Source organism: Paenibacillus sp. UNC496MF, assembly GCF_900113915.1.
Taxonomy (GTDB): domain Bacteria; phylum Bacillota; class Bacilli; order Paenibacillales; family Paenibacillaceae; genus Paenibacillus_Z; species Paenibacillus_Z artemisiicola.
The window spans coordinates 144959-165075 of record NZ_FORE01000016.1 but is presented as its reverse complement, the minus strand read 5'-3'; the positions used below and the strand labels follow the sequence as shown (position 1 = coordinate 165075).

The 20117-nt window shown below is 54.2% G+C and carries 10 protein-coding genes; all 10 read left to right on the top strand.

The annotated features are described in order from the left end of the window. Positions 1 to 6 precede the first annotated feature (6 nt). The 10 genes from BMZ79_RS27105 to BMZ79_RS27060 all read left to right on the top strand — a co-directional run bounded on the left by BMZ79_RS27105 (position 7) and on the right by BMZ79_RS27060 (position 20019). Entirely contained in the window at positions 7 to 5202 is a 5196-nt protein-coding gene (locus BMZ79_RS27105) for a hypothetical protein (RefSeq protein ID WP_090646503.1), read from the top strand. An 82-nt stretch (positions 5203 to 5284) separates the two neighbouring features. Next, complete coding sequence (locus tag BMZ79_RS27100) at positions 5285 to 6337, top strand: hypothetical protein (protein ID WP_090646500.1); 1053 nt, start codon at positions 5285 to 5287, stop codon at positions 6335 to 6337. 48 nt (positions 6338 to 6385) lie between these two features. Further along, entirely contained in the window at positions 6386 to 8854 is a 2469-nt protein-coding gene (locus BMZ79_RS27095) for a hypothetical protein (protein ID WP_090646498.1), read from the top strand. Continuing rightward, positions 8847 to 10685 carry a hypothetical protein gene (locus BMZ79_RS27090; protein WP_090646496.1) on the top strand — a complete coding sequence of 613 codons (1839 nt, stop codon included), beginning with the start codon at positions 8847 to 8849 and terminating at the stop codon, positions 10683 to 10685. The genes BMZ79_RS27095 and BMZ79_RS27090 overlap by 8 nt, the downstream gene beginning before the upstream one ends. Continuing rightward, positions 10682 to 13972 carry a vWA domain-containing protein gene (locus BMZ79_RS27085; RefSeq protein WP_090646494.1) on the top strand — a complete coding sequence of 1097 codons (3291 nt, stop codon included), beginning with the start codon at positions 10682 to 10684 and terminating at the stop codon, positions 13970 to 13972. The genes BMZ79_RS27090 and BMZ79_RS27085 overlap by 4 nt, the downstream gene beginning before the upstream one ends. A gap of 12 nt (positions 13973 to 13984) precedes the next feature. Continuing rightward, positions 13985 to 16042: a discoidin/SUN/FTP domain-containing protein gene (locus BMZ79_RS27080; protein WP_090646581.1), complete on the top strand. Its 2058-nt coding sequence runs from the start codon at positions 13985 to 13987 to the stop codon at positions 16040 to 16042. An 11-nt stretch (positions 16043 to 16053) separates the two neighbouring features. After that, positions 16054 to 18000: a PKD domain-containing protein gene (locus tag BMZ79_RS27075; RefSeq protein WP_090646491.1), complete on the top strand. Its 1947-nt coding sequence runs from the start codon at positions 16054 to 16056 to the stop codon at positions 17998 to 18000. After that, entirely contained in the window at positions 17981 to 19213 is a 1233-nt protein-coding gene (locus BMZ79_RS27070) for a hypothetical protein (protein ID WP_090646488.1), read from the top strand. The genes BMZ79_RS27075 and BMZ79_RS27070 overlap by 20 nt, the downstream gene beginning before the upstream one ends. Before the next feature lie 16 nt (positions 19214 to 19229). Beyond that, on the top strand, positions 19230 to 19751 hold the full coding sequence (locus tag BMZ79_RS27065) for a phage holin family protein (protein ID WP_090646485.1): 522 nt from the start codon (positions 19230 to 19232) through the stop codon (positions 19749 to 19751). Next, positions 19735 to 20019 carry a hypothetical protein gene (locus tag BMZ79_RS27060; RefSeq protein ID WP_090646483.1) on the top strand — a complete coding sequence of 95 codons (285 nt, stop codon included), beginning with the start codon at positions 19735 to 19737 and terminating at the stop codon, positions 20017 to 20019. The genes BMZ79_RS27065 and BMZ79_RS27060 overlap by 17 nt, the downstream gene beginning before the upstream one ends. Positions 20020 to 20117: the final 98 nt, after the last annotated feature.

The window sequence follows — 20117 nt, the reverse complement described above, 5'->3', positions numbered from 1 at the left end:
TCCATTATGATTCAGTTTTCATACCGCATCAGCTGCGTCGTTGCGGTTCCATCTAAAGAAATTCTCGCGCATGCTTTTCATTACGAGGCCGATAACTTTTCCATCAATGAAACCTTCAATCGCCCAACAGCCAGCAAGACTGTGGCTGAAAATAAAACGATGCACGACCTGTTCGAGCCGCTGATACAGGAATACGCAAGCAGCTACGGCCTGCAGCGGGAAGATGTTCAGGTAACCAAATACTTGGCTTCCTCCGGCAGCCCGGATATCGTTGTCTCCTTCTGGGACGGCGCCGAGCATAAGCTTGAAACGACCTCGGATGCCTGCACGGCGATCGCTTACTATCATCCCGATATGAATCTTGGTTACGGTCTCGAGCTCTACGAGTACATCAGCAAGCTGCCGAACAACACGTTCGCGCTTCGTGTCGGAGAACAGGTGCCCGAGGGCGATGTGAATCTGGCCTTCGTGCATACACCGCGCATTAACAGCAGTGAAAACGTCTCATTCATCGACACGGCTTACGTCAATGAGAACGTTATACCGATGGAGCAAATCGAAAGCCTGGTTGTGCCGGACGAAAATGGCGTCCTTTCGTATGCCGACATCATATCCGATGATCAGCCGATCGTGAAGCGTCCGCCGTATGATCGGTTCCCCTCGAACCAGGTTAACATCACACGGCGCTTTCTGCGCAATGAAGCGAGCATCAGCTCCGCACTCTATTACAAGTTCGAGCTGCTGTATCATTACGATAGCGATCCGGGGGAACCGGGCAAGGTGACTCGGTACCGCGGCAATCAGATTCAGATCACGGACGAGAATGGCAACGTGCTTGGTGACAGCATCAAGTCGCTGATCTATGTCCGCGCGATGGAAGGCAATCCGAAAATCTACTGGGCGAAGATTTATCTGCAGCTCAACACCGACGAGGAGCAGACCTACAAGGTCCGCTACAATCATGTAGATAAGGTTGTCTCGGACGAAGTGCTCAAAAGCGTGAACAAGGCCGTGGAGCTTTACGACAATACCATCAACGTCAAGGACGGAAAGGTGTATGTCGAGGGAGGCAAGCTGCGAGTCATCAACGGCATAAGCGCCTATCAGGAAGTCTCTTCGGAGCAGCTGGCAGCAGCAGATGACACCGAAGAAGTCTACATGATTGAGGAGTACCCGGACAAGGATGGCTATAAAATCACAGTGCCACAGAAGTCCGAATACGACCCGCGCGTAAAGAAGATCTTTAACTATAAACTGACAGCCAGCTTCCAAGATGACGAGGGCAGCACCCGCCGGCTCACGTTCGGCTATGTCACGGATTGGGTAATCAATCCGGAAGCGCTTCTGGCGCACGAGGCGCTGGATTACTCGGAGGCCTGGAAGTCGATCGGCATGCGCACCGGCGCCGGCTTCCTGAGCGCGCGCAGCCTAATCAATACGGTCCTGCCGATGGACATGCCGTCGTTGCCGGCCGACGCCACCTTCGCCATTGAAGACGCAGACGGCAACATCCTCTACACGGTAACGTCGAGCCCGGATAACGGCAGCGTCGATACGAAGGTAGGCCCAAGCGGCAGCGAGGCGCCGCAGGCCAAGAGCAACCTGACGACGGACGACTGGAGCGAAGCTGCGCAGCCAAACGTGCGTATTAAGAACAATCCGATCTCACATCAATGCACGATTATTCCCGAGAAGCAGAAGACAGAGCTCAGCTTCAACTGGGAAGCAAGCGGAGAAGGTCAGATATCCAGTACGCTCAGCTACCACGGCCAGTTCCGCTGCTTCCAGGATTACTCGATTGCCTTGCAGAATCAAACGAAGGTCTTCGACGTCTTTACTGGCTGGGACTTCATCGGTACCAGCGCCACGAAGAACAAATGGTTCTATAACAATTCGTCCGATGTGCTGAAACTCGTGACGAACGCGGTAGAAGTCAGTGGCTATTGGAACCGGGAGCATGTTAGCAAGACGGATTACAAGTTCTCGGCGGTCGTCTCGATCCAGGATTCCAACGACGATGACGTGATCGGCTTCTTGTTCCGCGTCAGAGACGAGCACCACTATTATATGTTCACCTGGGAGCGCCAGCAAATGTGGCAGGCTACTGCACCGGACGGCAATGGCGTCGGCCGCATCCTGCTCAGCAATCGCGGCGTCTCTGCAGCCCAGTATTATACGGCCTACCAGCAGACGCTGCCGGGCGTACCGGATCCGAATTACGATGCGGTCTACGACATGACCCAGTACCTGAACAACACCGGCTTTGGCAACAAGAAGACACGGATCTTCAAAGCGTCACCGAGCTCGCTGCCGCCATACAGTGATCTCGCCGCGCCAAACTGCCAGTACAAATCCGACAACTCGGGCAACTCCTTCACGGACATCACGAACCCGACGACGGCATCCAACCAAGGCTGGAATGCCAATGAAACGGTCAAGATCACGGTCATCTGCCAAGGCAACCAGATGAAGGTTTACATCAGCCGCGATATTAGCGATGCAGCACTCGGCACGCTCGTGGCTGAAGCAATTGACAATGATTACGCTTCGGGCGGCTATGGACTCTGCAACATCTCGCAGGCCGGCTGTGCATGGTCTAAAATGACGTTCCAGGAACTGAACCTGCATCGTGAATACACGGACTGGGTGGACGTCAATCTGACCAGCAATGGCGAAGTGAAGATGATGGACGATAAGCCGGAAGATATCCTGAAAGGGAAGGTCGAGGATTATATCAAGGCCACCTACGGCACGCTGTTTGCCTATCAGCCGTATCCATCCGCCGCGGTCCAGTTCGAGAAGAATCCGGCCGACTTGAATGTACGGATCAAAGACGGCTATCCGTATGCGCAAACGAACAACTATACGGCAGGCGGCACGGAGATCACGCCGTGGAAGACGTCGGAGCATGCGATCAACATTAAGGGAACGGGAAAAGCCTACCTCATGGCGGACGGCTCCATGAGCTACACGCTCTCGCCGGCGACCTTATCCAAGGCGGCGATCCCGGCCGATGTCGAAAACTTCTCCTGGAACCGCATCTGGATCACCGGCGGCGACACTGTGAGTCTCTCCATAGGTCCGTCTAATGAGGTCAATGCGCAGGCAAATGTGCCGCCGATTGTGCCGGTCGGTACGCCCATCACCTGGCCGCAGACGGCAGACATGATCTACAAGCACGAGGACGTGAAGTCGCTTGGCGCACTGTTTGCGGAGGAGGGCATCTATAGCAAACTCGGTATCCCGAGCGATGTGCCGAAGGATCAGGTATTGCTTCGAATCGAGCGCGGCGACATCAGTGGCCGCAACAAGGAGTTCCGCGTCAATTACCGCTGGCGCTATACGCTGGGCAGCATGGAAAAATTCGAGGTTGATCAGGCTTACGCCGGTGTGAACCGCATGCGCTTGAAGAACGTCCTGAAGCCGGGCTCCTCCGATCTGCTGGATGGCCTGGTCGTCGATCTGGCGGCATGGACTAACTTCGAGGAGCTCGAGGCAGTGCCAATCCTGGCCATCAAGCTGGACGACAATCGCAAGATTGAAGTCGAGAAGCCGAAGGTCGCCATGAGCGAGATGGAGACGCAGAACTGGTACGTGCGCGTCAAGAACGGGCGCGTGAAGCGCCGACTGCAGCTGCCGTACTTCGAGGCTGCGGAGAAGGTGCCGCAGATCTACATGTCGTATCCCGAGCTGATCTCCTATGCGCCGCGCAGTGCGGAGCTGACCACGGAGATTGTCATGGATTACACGATTCCCGAATACACGAACCAGTCGTTCTACAAACGGCCGGTCATGCTGGTGGAGCGGGAGACGCCGATCATCCTAAACGAGAAGACAATTCAGACCCGCTTCACGCCGATCGTACTGTCGTCGGACGTCGGCATCAGCTATCTGGAAGTCGAGGCGCTGCGGATCAACAATTCCCGGAAGCTCCGTGTGGCCGACGTGGACGCCAAGAAGGGTATCATTTACCTGCATGACAAGATCCGGGATCAGGATGAAGTAATCGTACAATACGCTTATGAAGAAGACTGGTATACGTACCGCGGCTTCGAGCGCAAGAACGAAACGACAGGGAAGACCGATTTCTTCCACTTGGATCTGAATCCAAGCCCGGGGCACAAGTTCACGATGGCAATGCGCGGCCTACGCCGCTGGGTGCCGGGGGATATGGTGGCTGGCGACTACACGGTCGAGGAGCATGTCAGCAACGAGCTGCTCGTCCGCCAGATGCACATCTACCTGCGGCCGACATCCATCTGGGTGCGGCAGGGGACGGAGCTTACGCTGATCGAAGGCACGAGCAGGACAACGGGCATCTTCCATACGGACGAGGATTTCTGGTTCGATCCGGAGGATTATTATTACGATCCGTCCATGCTGCGCATCGGCAAGTTCACGGTGCAGCCGAACAGCACGGCCAAGAAGGACATGATCATCCTGGATACACGGAGCCGCGGCGGCGGACTCGATGAGGCGCTCTCCAAAGCGATCATCAAGAGCGTCAATCAGGAGTCGCTGTACAACTGGGACATCGGCTACTTCGACGGTGAAGCCTATCAGGAGAACGGCGTGTTCATCATCCGGCTGCCACGGTCCATCCTGCGATCGCCAAACAATCCAGATGGCTTCCACGAGTCAGAGATCCAGGCGGCCGTGGCCAAGTACAAAGCATACGGCAACCTGCCGATCATCGAATACGTGGATCCGGAGGAGGAAGACTTAAACATCATCGGCAACAGCGAGTTCAAGGGCGCGAAGCATATCACCGAGTACAACGAGAAGCTCTCGAGCGGCGTCTACTTCATCGACGAGACAGACCTTGGCAACGGCGAGGACAGTATATTGAGTTTGTTCAATGACGCCGAATATGCCATCACGCTCCCTGGCACGAAGCTCACGAAGACCAAGTACCGAGTGGACGTGAAAGCGCGACTTGATCCAAGCGCCTCGGAGCGCCTATGCGGTGAGATCCAAATCTTCAGCACTGCCGGCCTCGTCGGAAGTATCATGCTTCCGGCTGTCGAGCAGGGCGATTGGATGGTTTACACGGCGGAAGTCGAGCTTCCTGCCGATGCCAACCAGGTGAACATCCTTGTTAATCATACCATCGACCAGTCTACGGGTCTGATGTACGTTGATTATGTCAAGATGACGCCGGTGCTGGATACGGACGAAGACCTAGAAGTCATTGAGATTTAGAGTGAAATTGTAATGCCTTTCATGTTAAAATAAAAAGCGGTTGGTGATAATCGCCAGCCGCTTTTTTAAAGGAGGAATCCCTATGCCAGTGAGCAACACGAATGAGCTGATTCCATTTGTGAATCAGCTCGAAGCGAAGCTGAATGACCTGAGCACATCGATGTCTTCTTGGCAGCAGAATAAAGGCGCGATTCTGGCCGCGGTCCCGCAGGTTGCGATCAATAAAACGAATGCCATTACAGCGATCGTCAAGGCTGAAGATGCGCTGGCCGAGCTCAACACGGCGACATTTGGTGTCGTGGCAGCGAAGGGGCAGAAGTTGAAGAAGCTGCTGGAAGACTTGAAAGCTCAAGTCGTGGAGATCGCGGAGAATGCATCTGGTACTGGAGTCGAGTCTTACATTAAGGATGAGGTCAATAACGCCATTGCCGAAGTGGATTCGGTTGTCGATGACGGCCTAAAGCTGGACTTTAGGCTCCGCCGGATTCAAGAGATGGCACAGGACAGTCTTGATTTCATCAACCGGGATATTGTTATGCCTTACAAGCTGGAGCTGACACACAACGTGACGGAGACCGTCATTCAGGTGCCGGCCGAAGAAGGCATCATCTTCCTGGATGGATTAGTCACCGTTCTCGACGAGAATGGCGAAAAAGGCTTCCTGACTTCCAGTAACCGATTGCTGCTCGGGTCAATCGACGTCACGGGTCAAATCATTTTGGACGAAGCGCCGAAACAGCCGGTCCGACTGTACTTCCCCGTGCAGATGAAATTCAAAGATGTGCCGGATGACTTCCTGTATTTCCTCCTGGAGACGGTCGTGTCCAAGACAAGCCCGCTCATGGAAATGCTGCAGCGCTTCGAGAAGATGCTGACCGGGGTGCTGACGGACATTGAAGCGATGAAAGGTGTCGAGTGGACCGCCGATTTCTCCATTATGCGAAATCAGAAGGAGATCGTAACGGAATCTATTACACCGAAGGGGCTCATGGTGACGGTGCAGGATGGCATGGCGCACGCCACGTTCTCGTACAATGAGCACCCGCTTCTCAGCCATTTCATTTTGGAGAAATGGGACGAGGACGCCAACGACTGGAAGCCGTATGACGGCGACCACGGAATCATCGCAAAGTAACAAAGCGGCAGCCGAAAGGCTGTCCTTTATACATAGGAGGTGAAGCAGGTGGGGAAGTACCTTGATGACTTTCTTTTAACCATGCCTGATACGCAGCGAAAAAAATTGATGGAGCTGCTGGAGATCAAACAACAAGAAGGGCTCATAAAAAGCGACTACGAGCTCAAGGCCGAGCTTGACCGGCTCATGGCCCAGCTCAATCAATACAAGGGCGTGCCGACATTCAAAGCTCGTCACCAAACCGGCAAGACTAATTCCGCCGACTATAACAGCAGTCTCGATGAGATTGCATTCGACCTTATGACGCTTTTCTCCGCGTCCGGGCAGATCGATCAGATTATCACGGACAATCATCAGTTGTCCCGCTCGATGCTGGCCGAGTTGAAGAAGAAAGTGCAAATGCTCGACAGCCAGGTGGAACGCTACAAGCTCATCATGCAGAACACGGACGGCTTCGTCGAAGGCGTTCATGAGCAGTTCCAGGCCCAGCAGTATACGGAGACGGACAGTGAAGCGCTCGCACTGCTTCGCAAAGATCGCTACGGTCAATACCTCGCCGATAAGTACCAGGGCGAAATCGTCGCCGACCGGCTACAGTTGGCCAGCTATGAAACGATCGATCAGTTGAAGAACCCCTACGGCCGCAAGCTGGCTGACATCCGCGTCGTCAACCGCACCGGTGACATGGCAACCAACCCAGAGCATCCGGTGGATTATGCGATCGACGGCTCGCTTGAAAGCTACTGGGCTGAAGTCGTTCTCTCTGATGAGCCGATCACACATGACATCAGCGATATCTGGACGCACGACTATACGGATTATCCGAAGGACGGCGCGATGACGGAGATCGAGATCAAGCTGAGCGGCCTGACCACGGTATCCGAAATCCAGTTCGATCCGTACTGCGCATACCCGCTCGAGATCGTCGCCGTGCATGGTTACGAGTCGGCCGACAAGGATGCGAAGATGTACGCCCTTATCACGCCGGATCACGATAATCCGTCGCAGCGCAGCAAGAAGTCAGTTGGTCTGATCAGCTTTCAGTTCCCTTCGGTGGACATCTCCATGCTTCGCGTCTTGATGCGGCAGGAGAATTACGTCAAAGAAAATTACATCGTCAGCATAGATGAAGCCAACCAAGCGGAGCTGTGGCAGAAGATCGTCAACGACAATCAACTGCTGACACTCGGCACCGATGCCATCGCCGATAAAGTAAGCCCGGGCGAATCCATCGCGGAGTTCGACAAGAAAAACGAGCTCACAGGCTGGAACCGGTATCTATCGGCGCTCAAGAACTGGGCGGCCACGGCTGGCAATGCGGCAAACAGCGTCGTGGATGCGGCGAAGGCAGCCATGGATGTCGTCCGGACGGGCAACTATAAGAACCCGATGCAGCTCGCGCTGCGGTCCATCTCGGCGACCGGGCAGCCGCAGCAGATCCCGGATAACCTAAGCCAGCAATGGACGGCGGTGTCGAAGCTGTCCTACTTGTACGGATTCTATAACATCAGCTTGACTGGCCGCAAGTTCCAGCAGCGTTCGATCTACGTATCGAAGCCGTTACCGATAAACGGGAACATGAAGATGCTGAGTCTCATGACGGACGAGAAGCACCACAATGTAACGATGGATAATGGCGATGCGGTCCGCATAACAGACATAGAATATTACATCGCCTACAAGAAGAATCCGGACGTGGGCGCATGGAAGCCGATCCTGCCGGCTAACAAGGATTACGTCGAAGGCGAACTCCTCTTTGGCAGCAGCGTGACCGAGAGCTATCCGGAGATGTTGGGCACCATCCAATTTAGCTTCCGCTTCCCGATCATCTCAGCCGACACGGTAGTCCTCCGACGCGACGGCATACCGGTGCCGCGCGCGCAGTATGTCATCTCGACTGATGGGAAGAAGCTCGGCATCATCAGCCAATATTATTCGGCCTCCAGTATTTACACGGTGGATTATAAGCCGGTCGAAGATGCATACATCGTCAGCATCGACGAGACGGAAATCCAGCCGATGCAATATATCAATGACCAGGGTGAGACAGGGGAAACGTTCGCTGCGGTGGATGACAACAACACCGTCACGATCAAGCATGTGCCCTTCGTCTTCCGCAATCAGCTATTCGCTTATGACGATACGCTGGAGCGGTACAACCAAGACGATACGCAGCTGCAGGCCGAAGACCTGTACTACCCGGTTATCGTCCGGGTAAACGGGGTGGAGTACAAGAACATCACCGATTACTCAAGCGGTACTTACGATACCAGCCGACTGCAGATCGAAAATGAAGGACATGTCTTTGCGCAGATCGGCAATCAGATCATCTTCCCGATAGCAGCATTCGGGGACGAACTGAAGAACATCACGGTCGATTATTATTACCTGACCACGGACGTCCGCCTAAAGGCGATCCTGCGCCGTAACAGCGCTGGATACGAAAGTGTGACCCCGGCTGTCTTCAGCTATTCGCTTCGCTGTCAAACCTACGATCAGGAGGTTCGCAATGGCTAATCTCAAAAACAACTCCCAGCTCCTATATCAGCAAGCGGTGGCTCAGTTCGACAAAGCGAAGACCGCCTTCGAGAACGGCTCAATTAAGACGGACACTTCGCTGATTAAGAGCGTATTCCAATCCTTCCAAGATTTCTTCGTCAGCATGGGGCAGCCATTGATGCAGCTCCGGCTGGCTCCGATTGACGGGCCGCCATGGAGCGACGACTACAACAACATGATGGACGAGCTGCAGAGCGATCTGCAGATCATGTTCCAGGAAGCGGACATCTTGAGCAAGGCACTGTATGCCGACTTCAACTACAATCAGGTGCAGCATTCCATCCTCGACAATCAGTTCACGCAGATCGCCGACAAGCTGAAGGATCTGGAACTGCTGACAACCAATGCGGCCAGCAACGGCCGCATCACGTTTCATCGAAACGATTTTGTTAATCAGGACAAGATCGATTTCGACCGAATTGTTGGCTCGCCGGCGCACATCGAGAACGGTGCTGTCACACTCCAGCAAAAAAGCGCGACGAACGTGGCCGAAGATGCGCAGGTAGCGATTGTCATCGGGAACAAAACTTATGACCAGTTCATCATCGGCTCCGACTCCAATGGCTTCCCCGGTAACACCCACGAGGTAACGGTATCGCCGGGCAGTTCACTGACAGAAGCCGATTACACGTATGCGTTCGTTGGCCAGAAGAACAGCCATGCCAATTATGGCGCGGTGCTCGACGGCAACGCGAACACCTGGTTTGAATACGAGCTCGTGAATATCCGAGATATTGATAAGCAGAAAGTGGCTAAGAACCTCGGCTTCGACTATCAAGTGAGCGGCAACCAGACACTCTCTTGGGCCAAGGACCCAGCGGACGGCGTACTGCGGCTGCATATGCAGGTCGTGCTTCCGGAAGCCAAGCAGATCAATAAGGTCAACGTGAACCTGTACACCCCGCCGAACTACGGCGCCAAGCCGGCGATCATTCGCGACGTGTTGATCTCAGACGGCCAGAACGCACCGAAGTCGGTACTAAGCGCCAGCAAGAAGGACGAGGACACCACATTCATCTTCACGCCGCAGAATGCCAAGGTCATCTCGATCCTGTTCGAGCAGCCGGCGAAGTATTACACCGACATCGGGCACATCTACTACGAGCAGAAGATGCAGGTCGAGGACGGCACAGCTTATGTGTTTGACTCGCTCACGAAGAAGACGGACGCCGCCGAGCAGCCGCGGATCAATGGACCGGTCATCGGACTGCAGGATCTCGGCGTCAACGTCAAGATTAGCGATGCATCGGTGGATGCAAACTACCCGCTCCGCGGCAGCGATCAAGATCAAATCGCCATGGATGACGTCATCTACAATCTAACCCGCACGATCAATAACGAAAATATCGATGTAGGCGTCGAACGCTTTGAAGGTTGGCGTTACTGCATCGGCGTGCGGGACATTGAGATTTGGTCCTGCGAATACGAGCAATCCGCCGAAATTGTATCCGAGCCATACTACTTCGACAAGCCGCTCGAGAAGATCACGCTCTCCGTGGATGAGGATATTCCGGCGCCGTTCTATGCCGACGATCCATCCCAGAAGTACAAGTGGATCAAATACTTTGTGTCGATCGATGATGGCTCGACATGGCATCCGATCACACCGCTGGAGCGTCAGCCCTTTGTAAGCGGTGGGGAGCCGGCGCCGCCGAAGATTTACACGGTACAGCAAGTATCAAAGTCCAGCCAGGCAACCGCCAGCGACGGATATCTGGAATCCGAGTATCCGGTGTACAGCCTGCGGATCCGAATCTTGTTTCAACGGCCAGAGGAGGAAAGTGCATGAACCAGTTTTCAACCCCTATACTGAAAAGCTTTAACATTAAAGCACATGTCGCTGGTGATGAAGTCGACATGGAAGCATCGACACGGCGCGCGGCGGATAATCAAGACGACGGGGACACGGGCGGCGGAGATACGGATATCCCGTACTTCCCGCCAACGCCGCCTGATCCAAATGGAGATGATACCGGGGGCGGGGGCTCCAACCCGGGAAGCGGCGACGGGAACGACCCGGGCAATGGAGGAGGGGGCACAGACCCGAATGACCCGAATGACCCGAATGACCCCAATGACCCCAATGACCCTAATGATCCGAATGATCCGAGTGACCCTAATGACCCTAATGACCCGAATGATCCTAATGATCCTAATGATCCTAATGATCCAACGGACCCGACCGACCCACACCCAGGCGACAAACCGATCAAAGTTACGATCAGCCCGAAGCCAACTAGCGTACCCAAGGGTGAGGATATCGTGGTCCTCGGCGTAGTTGATAGCGCCTATCCGATTACGAAAGCGGTCGTGTTCGTCAACGGAACCGAAGTGGACCATACCGACTATAGTCTGCCAACGGTTACATCCGCGGTGGGCTATGAGAAGTCCTTCCGCTTCAGTTTGCCGACCGATGGCTATGAAGCGGGTGACACGATTGCTGTCGAGGTAAAAGGTTTCGATGATCAAGGCCGCCAAGCTTCGGACAGCTTCGTGATCTCGACTAAGCTGCCGGCCGATGAAGAACCGAATGCCCGTAACTGCCTGCTGTTCGACTCGCTACACATCGAGTATTTCGATGCGACGCAGCAAGCGATCATCCCCCTCGACATTCCATCCGACTGGCTGCCGTATGAAATCGACAATGGCAACGGCGCGAAGGTGACCTTCGGCTGGGGATCAAGCAACGGCATCATCGCCTGGTTTAAGGCAGGAACGAACACAACCGGCTATGGATTCCAGCTCAGCTCCATCGCCATCAATTATCTGGACGAGAAGAACCTGAGCAAGACAACATGGGCTGCGAGCATCATTAAGCAGACGGACGGGGTAAAGAACGCCGATCTGATGCTTGGCGATGGTTCGACCAAGACGACGGACAACTGGACGAAGCCGATCATAAACAATGGCGATTACTCGGCAAGCCCGAGCATTGGATCGCTTAACGATTACGTGAACTTCTCATTCGGCGGCAATTGGAACATCAACCAGTGTCCAATCAATAAGCAGCTCCTGAATCCGGATGAGGGCCAGACGACACCGAATGATCCGACGCAGCCACCGGTCGAGCCGTATGATCCAACCAAAAATCCGGTTCGCAACTGCTTGCTGCTGGATAAGGTGGCGTTCCAGTATTATAGCGACATCACGAATGATCTGGAGACAGTCATCGTGCCGCTGTCCTGGCTTGTGACGGAGCAAATCACGGTGCAGTCCAAGGCTGGCCCGATTGATGTGGTCGTGGGCTGGTCGGATTATTTCAAAGGCGTATCCGTCATGGTGAAGAATGGCACCGGACAGACAAACCTGCAGGTGACGGGAATCGGCGTCATGTTCAAAGACTTCTACGATGTCGTGCAGACGGCATGGGCGACCAACCTCAACTTTAAATCGGCCGGCGCGAAGAATACGGAGTGGATGAAAGGTGGTCCGAAAGCCATCGGCGATCTGCCATGGATTTCCGAGGTGGTCACTGGCAACTATGCCAATGCACCATGCATCGGCAAAAGTGGGGACTTCGTGGTCAGCAAGCATTACGATGTCTTCACGTCGCAGGTGTGTCCTATCGACAGCTCGCATAACTCCGATCCCGAAACGGGTGTGAACCCGGTTCCCGAGCTGCATGTGACGGCTCCATCGGCGGACCCAACCTCGCTCACACAGTGCAACAACGAGCCGCTAAATATTGCCGGCTATGCGGACATCTACCCAAGCGTTTCGACGGTCAATGCCACGTACCGCGGCGAGGAGGTGTATGCGGGAACGGGGAGCGGGACGCATAAGGATTTCGCGTTCACGATCCCGGCGACTGCATTCGGCACTGATGGCGGAGCAACGATTGGTGGCAAAGCCGACATCATCTTCCTTGTGGACTATACCGGATCCATGTCGAGCTACATCACAAACGTGGCCAATAACCTGGATGCGTTCATCACACGGCTTGCCAATGATGGCGTAGATTACCGCCTCGGCCTGGTTCAGTTCGGCGATGTGACCTACGGGGAGCGGCTCTTCAAGAATGATTATACGACGAACAAGGATCTGTTCAAGACGCAGCTTCAATACATTCTCGTGGGTGGTGGCGGCGATGAACCGGAGTCCGGACTCGAAGGGATTATGGACGGCACGAACGGGGCGCTCAGCTTCGACTTCCGTAGCAATGCGGCCAAGTACATCATCATGCTAACCGACGCCCACGTGCATACCACAAGCGATGGTGGCGCCTATACGGTTGCTGAGGTCGCAAGCGCATGCCAAGGCCGCGGCATCAAGATTTCCGTGATCGGTCCAACAGCATCCACGAATGCGTCGGTCATGGATCAGTTGAAGCCACTGGTGGACGCGACCGGCGGCCAGTACGTGGATATCCTCGGTGACTACGGCTCGCAGCTCGCCAGCATCTCAGGCGAAATTTCTCACGATGCCGGCGAGCTCAACTCCGGCGATCTGGTCATTACGGCGACCAGTCCGGACGGCACAACCAAGTCGATTACGATCGCCATCAATGTCATCGACTGCTCGCCGCCTCCGACCGATGGGGGAAGCCCGGATGAAGGCACGATTAAGAACAGTTATGACATGCTGTTCCGGTTGCGCTGGGGTTACCGGGCCAGCGGCGCTTGCGATCTCGACCTTCATGCCTTTATCGACAAAGACGTAACCAAGCATGTCGCCTACAACTCGCCAACGGTCACAATCAGTGGCGCGACATATCACGTCTATCAGGAGGGCGCGGATGCCGTTTACTTGAACTTCGACTATACGAGCCATACCGCGGCGACCGCCTGGGACAATGAGGTCGAGATCATCACGATTGACGGTTTCGTCGGTCGCAAGCTTACGCTCGTCGTGGACCGGTACGCCATGGCGCAGATCGATGATCTGGACAAAGATCCGCAGGTTGAGATTATCAATGCGGCGAATGGTGCGTTGCTAAAAACGATTGCCTTGGATAAGGCAACCTGGACGCAGCAGTATATGATCATCTGCGATATTAATTTGAAAAATCCTGGTCAAACCACATTGTCAGACATTACAATAAGGAAAGAACAACGTGGTTCTTTGACTCCAGTTTAAGAGGTGACGACCGTGGGCATTCGGCAAAGTCAAATCGGCAGAACGATGGAGCGCATCGTTCGCTATTATCTGGTGCATGGCCGATATCCGACGCTTCAAACTATTACGTATCATTTTAGCCAATGGCTTCGGGAACATGTTCCCGGAGCCCCCTCCTTTACGCCGCTGCACGTGCTGCGTAAATCGAAGTCGGATGCCGACAGCTACAATGAGAACGTCCGTTTGATTCATGATGATATCAGCGATGCCTATCAAGCAACGATCGAGCAGACCACGAAAGTCATGAGCGACTTTCAATTTGCCGATACGGAGCGCAGCAAAATCTATCATGACCTGATGGCTATTGCCAAGAAAATCGACCAGCTGCTGCTCGTAAACAGCGCCGGCGGCGAAGTGCTGATGGAGCAGTTCACGGATATGAGCCGCGTCGATAAAACAAGAAGCTCGGTCTTTGTGGATGTTATAAACCAAGCGATCACGCTTAGCGAGAATAAGCGCGACACCGAGAAGATCCTGCTTGTCGGCTCGCAGGCGAAATTCAACCCATTAACGCCGAACGTGAAGTCGGCCGCACTGGAGTCCACGAACAATGCCTTTGACGATGATATCAATTCGGCGTGGTGGCAGGTACTGAAGACCAGCGGCCCGGGCACGGTTCGCGGCGAGCTCGTCGTGAAGCTGGCGACCGACACAGAGCTGACCGAGATCGAGTATGTGGCGCATCACGGCAAGCCGGTTCTGATTCAGGTGGAGACGTCTACGGACGGCACGACATTCAGCCCGCTCCCAGGAAAGAACAACCAAAAAACAGTGGTAGATTCGGACGTCTGGAGTTTTCCGAAGATGACTGTAAGGGCCATCAAATTCGTCTATGAGAAGAAAGAGCATGACGATAATTCAGCTGGCGTCTATAACTATTACTTCGGGGCCAAGAACATCTCGGCATACTGCAAGAGTTACCTGGGATCTGGCACCCTCATCACGAATCCATTCGTGTTCGAGACGCAGAATCTGAATATGGTCAGCCTCAAGGCGAGCCACGACATTCCGTACAATACCTCGATCGATTACGCCGTGGCCCTCATGCAGGATAGGCAGGATTTCAGCGAGCTTGTCTGGTATCCGATCAGCTCCCAGGACGATAGCGCGCCGAAGTACGCCAAGGTTGTGGAGTTCAATATGCGGGGCGTGAAGTACGTGGAGTTCAACAAGAGCGAGGCGACCGGCCAGATCATCAACGGCATGCAAGTCTTCAAGCTGGCGAATGATTCCGGAGACGGCACGCTGCCTGAGAGCTTCGATGCGATCCACAATCCACTGCTGCTCCGCGGGATCAACCAGTGGCGCCGCGAGCGGACGTATGTAAAATTCGACGGCACGGTCCCGCTGAACAGCACCTGGCAGGAGCAGCTGACAAACCGGCCGGATCAGGTCATCACAGACTACCTGCCGATCGGTAACACGCTGAGTCTGCGCCGTAGTAACGGCGGACCAAACGACAACTTCTACCGGTTCACAGCCTGCATCTATTCCGAGGAGAACCGCGTCGAGCCGCTCAGCTTGGCGGTGATTCAGACTGTAGCCGATACCCGAAAACGACTCGGCGCATTTGCCGTTTATGTCAACAGCGAGCGCATGGTGCCGACCAATGAAGAAGTCACGATGACGCTGAAGGTCGGCTGGAATGAAATTCAGATCTTGTATCACTGGGGCGACATGCAGCTGCGCCGTGACTTCACGCAGAGCGAGCTGCCGAACGAAACCTACCTGGGCAAGTTCAACTTCATGAAGGAGACAAAGGTTCGCGCGGATCTGGCGCCCATGACTTACGTGGACACGCACTCTCTGTACCACAATATCTCGCCGAACAATCACGACTACTTCAGCATCAGCGAAAGTCAGGTCGTCTTAAACTACAAGCCGCAGAACTGCATCTTCCAGCTCTCCTATGAGGTGGACACTGAAGACGCGGCGAACAATCAAATCGTGCTTCAGGCCGTGTTCAATCGGAGCGAAGATACGCCGTATCTGACGCCGAAGATCACAGCCCTGCAGCTCGTTGGGGGATGAGGTGGCAAGGCATGGCGAGCATACAGAAAGCTCTTATTTATTTAGATGATGCCAACAATTTCCCGGTGGAAGTAGACTTCACCGATATTCAAGGAAGCACCGGGATCGTCGCCGGGGATGGCTCGACGATCATCCCGCAGATTAAAAGTGCAGACAATCTTACGCTGCGCTTTGTCAACTTCGCACCTCCGCCATCGAGCCCCGGCTCTAAGTTCGGAGGCATTCTAGCGATTGCCTACGTCTATGATAACGGCGCGAAGTCCTGGGTGAAAGACGTCACGCGCACCGGCCCGAACGCATCCAATCTAACGGTCGCGATCGGCAGCTGGGTGGACGGAAAGACGTATGCGCAGGCCAAGGCAGACTCGCACTATGCGAAGCCGTACATTGGCTATGCGGACGCGACAGACTATGCCGAATACCGCATCGAGGATTACACTGCGCCTACCGCGCCGCCGGATCCGCCAGTCATACATCCCATTACGGTGAACATCATCGAGAGCACGTTGAACATCAAGAAGGGTGACACGGCCACGCTGCACGGCGAGATCACGACGGAAGCCGGGATCGTTTCCTACGGCTGGTCAGCAGACAGCGCCGCGGTGCAGCAGTCAGCCGGCATGACCCAGGCCGTCTATGAGTTCCCGCAACCAGGCACGTACACGGTGAACCTGCAGGCGCTGAACAGCGACAACCAGACTGGACAGGATACGGCCATCGTGAACGTCCGCGACTTATATCCGATCAGCGTCGATATCGTCGAGGACAGCCAACAGCTGCTCAAAGGCAGCAGCTTGCAGCTCCATGCCAGCGTGACGACGGTCGGCATCATCACCGCGCGCGCGTGGACCTTCCCCTACGGTGTGGACGTGCAATCGCAGAACGAGAGCACGGCAATCCTCTCCTTCAACCGAATCGGCACGTATGAGATCAAATTCGGCGCTCGCAACGAAGATGCTCAGGAAGCCTACGACTCCATTGTCATCACGGTTGTTGAGGCACCGAAGAAGGAAATCGATCAGGCCTTGCTCCTGGACCTTGGCACACAGCAGATTGAAGTCAATCCATCTGTGACGCTAAACGATTACGCGGTGAACAAGGACAACATTAAGCTTCGGTTTCGAAATAGTGGGGAGTCGACGTGGACGACGGAAAGCTTCTCGATCGATGTCGGCCGGGAGAGCTTCAAGTTCCAGGACGGGACGACGACGCACAGCAACACGCTGACGCGCGGGCCCGGCGCCGACTATACCCTGCAGGCGCTCATTCAAGACTTCAAGGACACGAACAAGTACACGATTGTCATCAAGTGCGTCGTTCAGGATGACCAAGGGCAGAGCCTAACTCGCTTCTACGAGCTGAAGTGGTTCGCGCAGCAGAAACCGGAGTACCCGCTCGAAATCTATAACCCGGCTGAGAACGCAACAAAGCTGCCGAACACGATGAAGCGCAACAGTCGCTACCGTGGTCAGCGGGAATCGGAGAAGGTGCTCAGTGATCATCAGGAGCAAATCTATGACATCCGCCAGCAATACGTGGACATCGGCAGCTTTACGGAGTTGCAGCAATCGTTAATAGAATCGTGGTTTCGCGGGGAAAACGAAGCTCCTGCAGAAAATATTACGATTGCTCAAACAAAAACCTTCTCAGCTTTTGTAGATCAGACTGCATATCCGCTGAACCCCGGCACCCCGGAAAGCCAGTATACAGGCCTTGTGATACAATTAAATGGAGAAAGAGTAGCCGACGGCCAGTTCCATATTTCTGACGGTTACCTCATAATCGAACGTAATGCATTACAAAACGGAATAATGTTGGTTTCTTATACAGTCACCCTCAGCGTGGAAGAACAGAAGATGTCAGGGATCTTTGATCTGAAATCTCGCATGCAGATGATGGATGAACGTCTCGGAGAGATGGAAAGGAGATATGGTCGCTATGAGAATGCCTACCAGTAAAGGAGGAGGGGCCCGCTTTCGCGGCCCCACTTCTTCCCAAGCCTACAACCAGAATGAAGACGACAAATACTTGGAGATGGTGGAGCTGTATCGACAGAGTAACCAAAATCTCCAGAGTCTCACGGAGGCGCATCAGATCGTGCTCGCGGAGAACACGGCGCTCGGCAACTACATCATGATGCTCGAGCGCCGAATGGGCGACCTCGAAACGAAGCTGCTGAACATGGAGGCTTCTGCGCCGTATGATCCGATCTTCTTTAAGACCGGCTTCATCCATGACATGACGGCAGCCTATCCGAATATCTCCCAAGAGAACGGCGACACATCGCTGCGATGCGATATCGACATGCAGAACCGCTGCGCGCTGGTTCCGCTGATTCACCTCATCCCGAAGACGCATACGGTCAACGAGAAGACGGGCGAAGTCGTCATTCCAAGTGAGCTTGAATTGAAGGTCGGCCGGACCAACACAAAGGGCACGGTAGTAGACAACAACCTGCTGAACTGCTTCAACGGGGATAATGAATCTTACTGGCAGCGGACGGTCACTTACAACTTCGCCGACTGCCCGGATCAAGAGGACGTCATCATTGAGCTTACGCTTCCGAGCCATCTCGTGAACAACTTGAACATCAATGAGATTACGATCCATCCGCATCCGGAGCGGGGCGTACAAATCAAGAATGTCGAGATCCAGTACCAGAATGCCTGGCAGCAGATTGACGGCTTCCTTCAGCAGGATCTGGCTGCCATCAGCAGCTACGAATATTCGCCGCGCAAGCGCTGGGTATTCAGCAGCGTGCCGGTGCAGAAGATTCGGGTCACGCTCGTCCAGAAGAATCCCCTTGATATAAATGGGAAGAAGGTCTTCATCTTGGGCGCACAAGAGATCGGCGTCTTCCTCTCATTATTCGAGCCGGGAGGTGGTATCATCCTGACACCTTTCGAGATGGATGGCCTGTACAATATTGAATCCGTCGAGCACGTCTTCTTGAATCGCACGGCATTCGGAATTGATCTGGATCATGATCTTGAAGGACGAGTTCTGGAATACGACATCTTGAAAGAAATGGATGACGGCATGCTGACACCCATCCGTAACACCGAATGGTCCGGCCAGTCTGCTGTGCGGCTGTGGGTCAGAACGAAACTGATCCCTTACAATGGCGTAAACCCTTGTCTGCACGCAGTAAAGATCAATTATTCCAGATAGAAGGGAGGCAGGTTCAATGCAGCGTTTTATCACCAACAAACCCTTTGATGTCGAAAGCATCGTCACGCCCGTAAAGCTAGTCATCGCTGCGCTCGGTGCCCTTATCGGATCAGGGGCTGAAGTTATTTACGGGAGTGGGGAGGACCGAATGTCCTTAATCGGAATCTATGCATTTTTCATCTTTATGGATTGGATCAGCGGTGTCGCAGCTTCCAAAAAGGACGGCAGCTATGCTTCTGAATACGGGATCAATGGTATTCTCCGGACGATCTTCATCCTATGTTTCCCGGCAGCAGCTAATATGCTGGATTTCGTCTTTCACACTCCAGGCGTCTTCTTTTACGGCGTCACATCCGGCCTTATCTTTCATACCTGGAACAGCTTAACCGCAAACTCCGTCCGCGCCGGATGGGAGAAATGGATACCGAAAGCCATCATCAAGAGCGTTCAGTCGGAAATCAACGCGAAGCAAAAACGCGCGACTTCATCGCGCACCAGAAGTAAAAAGGAGAGTGGAGACGATGAGCAAGAAGCTTAAATCTATCCTGCAGTACCTGACCGTTACGCCGGGCATCCTGATCCTGGTCCTGGAACTGGTCAAAGCTTTCGAGGTCGATGGCAATGGCGACGCGAAGAAGCAAGCCGTGCTCGATTCGGTTGCCGGCGCTTATGACGAGCTGGCTAAAGTCATGACGATGGAAGTATCCAAGGAGTACGTTATGGCGATCGCCGAACGCTGCATCGATATTGCCGTCAAATTCTACAACTTGGTCGGCATCTTCAAGTCCGCAGAAGCGAAGGCTTAAAACGAAAATCAGAGTAAACACGAGGGATCTTGAGTAATCTCAAGAAACCTCGTGTTTTTTCGTGTCTAAGCTTGCCATAGCGACTCCCGCATGTTACT